The organism is Nitrososphaera sp. (genome assembly GCF_050748925.1).
GTDB lineage: Archaea > Thermoproteota > Nitrososphaeria > Nitrososphaerales > Nitrososphaeraceae > Nitrososphaera.
Map to the genome: position 1 here is coordinate 1 of NZ_JBOGQF010000149.1, position 3899 is coordinate 3899.

Sequence of the window (3899 nt, forward strand, 5' to 3'; positions counted from 1 at the left end):
GCTATAGCCGGCGGGACAGTCCGTGGCGGCCTGGTGGAGCTACACGACTTTGACCGGCTGACAATTGTAAGCGACCTCCATGGCGACACTCGCGCTCTCTCGTCAGTTCTTGACTTGATGGAATCTCCAAAGTTCCTGTCAAGTCCCCGCAACAAGCTTGTTTTTCTGGGCGACTATGTCGACAGGGGCAGTGACTCTGTAGGAGTTCTGCATCGCGTGTGTCGGCTAAAGCGCAGCCATCCTGATTCTGTCGTGCTCATGAGGGGCAACCATGAGGCGCCAGCCGAGTTTCCCTTTTCATCACACGACCTGCCCTATACCATGGAGGACAGTTTTGGCCCTGATGCCAAAGCCATGTATGGCAAAGTGCTTTCGTTTTTCAGGTTGCTATCACTTGCCACCGTCGTCAAGGGTGGCCTGCTCCTGGTGCACGGTGGGCTTCCAACCGATCCCGGCGTAGCAGAGTGCTACCGAGACCTTGTCGCCGCAGCGCAGGAAAACCACTTGCGAAACAGGGTCATGGAAGAGCTGCTGTGGAACGACCCGAGGCCGATAGGACGTGAACCGGGATGGGAAGAGTCGAGAAGGGGCATAGGCAGGCACTTTGGCAGAGCCGTGACTGAAAGATGGCTTGCCGCTACGGGGACAAAAGTTGTCGTTAGGGGGCACGAGCCATGCCACGGCTACAGGATCGACCACGGCGGCAAAGTCATGACGCTCTTTTCTTCAAAGGAGGCATATCACGGCTACGGCGCGGCGTGCATCATAATTGACAGGGCGCAGCTGGCGTCGATCAAAAGTGCAGACGACCTTACCCGCTATGCAATAAAACTATGAAGGATACGGCACATCTACCGCCTTCATGTCTTCCGCCGCCTCCACGTTTCCGTGGATGGCCGCCGCTTCTTTTACAAGCGCCGACGTCTCGTCATAGCGCGCGCTAAAATGCGTGAGAAACAGCTTTTTGGCGCCTGCCTGCTTGGCAAGCGCGGCCGCCTCTGCCGCAGTCGAGTGAAAAGTCTCTAGCGCCTTGGCAAGCTTGTCATGGCCGTACGTCGACTCAAAGACGAGGAGGTCGCACCCTGAAAAGAACCGCGCAAGCTTGTCTGTGGGCCGGGTGTCGCCTGATATTCCGATCTTTCTCCCCGGCCTTGCCGGACCAACCACGTCTGCAGACCTGACCGTCTTGCCGTTGTGTTCGATGTCGTGGCCGCGCTGCAGCCTGCCGTACAGCTCGCCTTCCGGGATGCCCATCTTTTTCACCGCATCGACGTTAAATGCCCCCGGCCTGTCAAACTCGTCTAGCCTGTACGACAGCGCCGGGACTGAATGCAGTGCCTCGCAGCATGTTATCTGGTAGTCCCGTTCCTGCACGACTGTGCCCTCTTTTTCTATGGTGTGGATGGCAACTTCAAATGTCAGGCCGAAATTAATGATGCGCATGTTCTCCTCCAGGAATTCCTTCAGCCTTGGCTGGCCATAGATGTCAAGTCGCTGCTCCCTGCCAAGGAGGGACATTGTCTGCAAAAGCCCGAGGAGCCCGACGCAGTGGTCCGCGTGCATGTGGGTGACAAACACCTTCATCTTGCGGTTCATGCCGAGGCCTGATTTGATAAAGTTGCGCTGCATGCCCTCGCCGGCGTCAAACAGCAACAGCTCGCCGTCGCGCATCACCGCTATCGACGACAGCCCTCGCTCGGCAGTGGGGGCGGCTGACGATGTGCCGAGGAAGACTACCTGCATGTTTGCCAATGTGGCTAGTCCGACGACGCCTGATTTATGCTTGTCACAGCGCCGACCTGGCGGCGTCTGCCAGGGGGGCGCTCATGTCAACCTTCGCATACCTGCCGGGTATGGAATTCGTGGCGACAATGTCTTTTACGCCTGACGCCATTATCCTTTGGGCCGCGTCGCCTACAAGCAGCGCGTGGGCGCACATCGCGTACACATTGCCTGCGCCGGCCTTGCGCAGGACCTCTGCCGCCTTGACGATGCTGCCGCCGCTGCTTATCATGTCGTCGACCAGGATTGCGTCGCGGCCAGAGACGTCAAAGTTTATCTTTTCAATAGAGACCTCTCCCGTCTTTCTGTCGCGGGATTTTTTCAGCGCCACTGCGTCTGCCTTTAGCAGTCTTGCAAACTCTTCCGCCCTGTCGGCGCCGCCAGCGTCCGGCGAAACTACCAGCGGTTTTTTCAGCTTCATCTTGCTGGCATGCTCTGCCAAAAGGGGGATTGAAGAAACGTTCCTTGCATTCTTGAAATACGACAGCGCCATCTGGCTGTGGATGTCGACAGTCACTATTGCATTCACCCCTGACGCTTCAAGCAGCCTGGCGACGAGCGCCGCGCTCACCCCCTCGCCTTCAAGAAACGCCCTGTCCTGCCGGGCATAGGCAAGGTACGGCATAACCGCGCACACCTTTGCCCCGTCGTCTGCGCATTTCCTTGCGATCATCATGGCCTGCATCAGGTTGCTGTCGGTGGGAGGATGTGTCGACTGGACCAGCACGCATTTCTTGCCGGCGGGCCTGTCGAGCCTGACCTTGCTCTCCCCGTCTGAAAAGATACGCAACTCTGTCGAGATGAGGTCTGCGCCAAGGCGCCTTGCAATGCCTGCGGCAAGGTCGGGCGACGAGGGCCCGGCGATAACCGAAATGTCCGCCATCCGACCTTGTGTTCGCCCGCACGTCTTTTAATATCTATTGGATTTATTTGAAACTCATCTGTTGTGAATTGCAAAGAAAAAGAAGGAGAGGGATCCTCTAATAGTCACTCTCATATCACTTTGAAAGGCTTCGGCTTGTCTCTAGCATCCCTCTTTCCATTTCTGTCTCTCGGTACTTGATCAGTTTTTCAAGGTGCGCTTCATCGTACTGCTCTGTCAAATTCTCATTAACATGGATTACACCTTTGTTGATATTCTCGTACAGGCTACCTATGCGTGATGGCAAAGCTTCGGCTTGTTCTTGTGTTGTTATAACGCTTCCCGGTGGCACAAACTTGTTGTCTGCGATAGTGACGCCTCCGGTGATGGTGCTTGAAACACCTATTGCAACATTATTTCCGACTTTGGCGTTAAACACCATCGCCTCCATACCCACAAATGTATCGTTGCCAATCCAAGCGGGCCCATGCACAAGAGAGCCATGCGCCAGACTCGTTCTCTCGCCAACCCATATCGCATAACCGTCATTATTAAATCGCGTGTCATTTCCAAGCAGCAAGTCGCCAGTCAGGCTAAATTTTCTGTTGTCCAGATTCTTTCCGCCCTCAGTCGTTTCAAGTGCATGCAAAACAACTCCATCTTGAATGTTGGATAAGTCGCCTATGTGGATGGGAGTACCTTCATCACCCCTGCAAACGGCAGTCGGTGCTACCATGACCATCTTGCCGATGTGGCAGTCTCCTATTACAACTGCAAACGGATGGATAAAGGCGGTCTGCTCTATTGAAGGATATTTCGCTTCTTTGTTAAAGCCTGTCTTTACGTTGGGATGAACGTTTGGCCAACCTATTCTCTTGTGTTTCATCCCGCTTGCAGCGAGAGCAGCATTTGACTGAGTGCTGTCTGCCGTTGAGATGACGATTCCCAAGAGAAGAATCGCGGCTGCCGCAAGTGCAGCCATCGATGTTATGTATTTCGGGTTCATTGCAGGAAAGCCAAGGAGATAATTACTTTAATGAAACTTAACCAAGTTCAGTCAGCCTTAATAGAAAAAATACTGACAAAATATACCGGGTAACAAGATGAGGGCGGGCCAATGTTACTATTTCGCAGCAGCACCTTCCGCCCGCCGCAATGAAATCTAATAATTGCTGCCGCGCTGCATTGGATTGTAAATCTTGCAATATCGGGCTAGAAATTAGCAGGCTTGACCACGCTATTCCTATTGGCTTTA

General features: G+C 54.2%; 4 protein-coding genes. 1 reads left to right on the forward strand and 3 read right to left on the reverse strand.

Going from position 1 to position 3899, the window contains the following annotated elements; all coding sequences use genetic code 11:
* Positions 1 to 837: metallophosphoesterase family protein (locus tag ACREAY_RS10350; RefSeq protein WP_431755695.1), on the forward strand; the 837-nt coding region annotated here is incomplete at its 5' end.
* Here the strand turns inward: ACREAY_RS10350 and rnz are convergent.
* From rnz to ACREAY_RS10365, 3 genes are all read right to left on the reverse strand, one after another.
* Positions 832 to 1743, reverse strand: coding sequence for a ribonuclease Z (gene rnz, locus ACREAY_RS10355; protein ID WP_431755698.1), 912 nt, complete (start codon positions 1741 to 1743; stop codon positions 832 to 834). The genes ACREAY_RS10350 and rnz overlap by 6 nt on opposite strands.
* A gap of 43 nt (positions 1744 to 1786) precedes the next feature.
* On the reverse strand, positions 1787 to 2665 hold the full coding sequence (locus tag ACREAY_RS10360; protein WP_431755696.1) for a ribose-phosphate diphosphokinase: 879 nt from the start codon (positions 2663 to 2665) through the stop codon (positions 1787 to 1789).
* A 115-nt stretch (positions 2666 to 2780) separates the two neighbouring features.
* Positions 2781 to 3650, reverse strand: a complete 870-nt coding sequence (locus tag ACREAY_RS10365) for a carbonic anhydrase (protein WP_431755697.1) — start codon at positions 3648 to 3650, stop codon at positions 2781 to 2783.
* Between the last annotated feature and the right edge of the window lie 249 nt (positions 3651 to 3899).

What these genes read in the sequence shown, in the direction of transcription:
- ACREAY_RS10365 (WP_431755697.1), bottom strand. Translation starts at nt 3,650, where the DNA reads ATGAACCCGAAATACATAACATCGATGGCTGCACTTGCGGCAGCCGCG.
- rnz (WP_431755698.1), bottom strand. Translation starts at nt 1,743, where the DNA reads ATGCAGGTAGTCTTCCTCGGCACATCGTCAGCCGCCCCCACTGCCGAG.
- ACREAY_RS10360 (WP_431755696.1), bottom strand. Translation starts at nt 2,665, where the DNA reads ATGGCGGACATTTCGGTTATCGCCGGGCCCTCGTCGCCCGACCTTGCC.